General features: G+C 68.7%; 2 protein-coding genes. Both read left to right on the top strand.

Going from position 1 to position 837, the window contains the following annotated elements; all coding sequences use genetic code 11:
• Positions 1 to 31 precede the first annotated feature (31 nt).
• Entirely contained in the window at positions 32 to 202 is a 171-nt protein-coding gene (locus tag ON31_RS37050) for a hypothetical protein (protein ID WP_157533803.1), read from the top strand.
• A 101-nt stretch (positions 203 to 303) separates the two neighbouring features.
• A partial coding sequence (locus ON31_RS29510) for a hypothetical protein (protein ID WP_218007400.1) occupies positions 304 to 837 on the top strand: 534 nt, incomplete at its 3' end.

The raw sequence follows: 837 nt of genomic DNA, 5'->3' as shown, positions 1-837 counted from the left end.
GTGGCTCGAAATCACATGGGAGGCATGAGATATGGCCCGAGTAACCGACGCCGAAATTGCTGCGTGGGAGTCCTATGTCAGCGATTTTCCATGGGGCATGAGTGCCGCCGCTGGCGACATCATCGACGAGTTGAAGGCCGAGCGAGCACGCCTCGATCAGGCAGTTTCGCGTATTCGGGAACTGGAGAGCAGGAAGGCGTGAGTATGTCCGAAATCCAGTGCGCCGAGTGTGAGCGGCCCGTGAAAGACGGCCTCACCCTGTGCGTGTCCTGCGGCGACACCCTGTGCGAGGCGCTGCTCGCTGTGCCCGAGCTGCTGCTCGACATCGCGATCACCCGCGCCCGGCTCGACCGGGTACAGGGTGCCCGAACCGCCGGCCGCGCCGCCGAGACCGCGCTACCGGTGCGCGCAACCTCGCGCGGTGCGACCATGGTCGGCGACGAGGCGCTCGCGACGCTCGGCAACACCGTGACCACATGGGCGCGCGCCCTCGCCGAGGATCTCGGCACGAGCCCATACATCAACGGGCCGTGGCTCGTTCACCTCACCGAGCAGCACCGCGGCGCAGAACCGCGTGACGGGGCAACCCTGCCCCTGGTGAGGCTCGGCGCGGTCGAACAGGCCGCCGTATGGCTCGCACAGCACCGAGAACCGCTGCGCGCCTACCAGGCCGCCGCCGAACTGCTGTGGGACGTGACGACCGCCGTCGAGCGGCTACGCCGCGCGATCGACCACCGGCCTGAGCTGCGCTACCTCGGCGCGTGCCCGGAATGCGCGGCCGAGCTGCGTGCAGAGCACGGCGAATCGTGGGTGCGGTGCCGGGTCTGCCGGACACAA

Origin of the sequence: Nocardia otitidiscaviarum NBRC 14405 (genome assembly GCF_000308635.1) — a bacterium.
Taxonomy (GTDB): Bacteria; Actinomycetota; Actinomycetes; order Mycobacteriales; family Mycobacteriaceae; genus Nocardia; species Nocardia otitidiscaviarum.
This window is presented reverse-complemented; position numbering and strand designations above follow the sequence as displayed.

Coding starts and splice junctions, on each gene's coding strand:
- ON31_RS37050 (WP_157533803.1), top strand. CDS start 32: ATGGCCCGAGTAACCGACGCCGAAATTGCTGCGTGGGAGTCCTATGTC.